The following is a 232-nucleotide window of genomic DNA, read 5'->3' on the forward strand; positions in this document are numbered from 1 at the left end:
CGAGCGGACGTCGGCCCCGGCCGCCGGGGCGATGTCCTGCGGGAGCAGGGACACGGCGTCGCCGCGGACCAGGACCTTGCCCGTCAGGGCGAGCCGCAGCGTCGCCGGGGCGACCGTCGCGGTGGTCAGCGCGGACCCGACCAGGCGCACCTCGCGGGCCGCGGTGACCGACGCCGGCGCGACGACGACGGTCGCGCCGTCGGTCAGCCCGGCGTTGGACAGGGTGACGTCG

At 78.9% G+C, this 232-nt stretch carries 1 pseudogene; it reads right to left on the minus strand.

Annotation, left to right across the window (positions count from 1 at the left end):
* Positions 1–232, minus strand: a pseudogene (locus GTW08_RS15770) (ATPase); the annotation flags it as partial.

It is taken from the genome of Pseudonocardia sp. SID8383, from assembly GCF_009864975.1.
Classification (GTDB): domain Bacteria; phylum Actinomycetota; class Actinomycetes; order Mycobacteriales; family Pseudonocardiaceae; genus Pseudonocardia; species Pseudonocardia alni.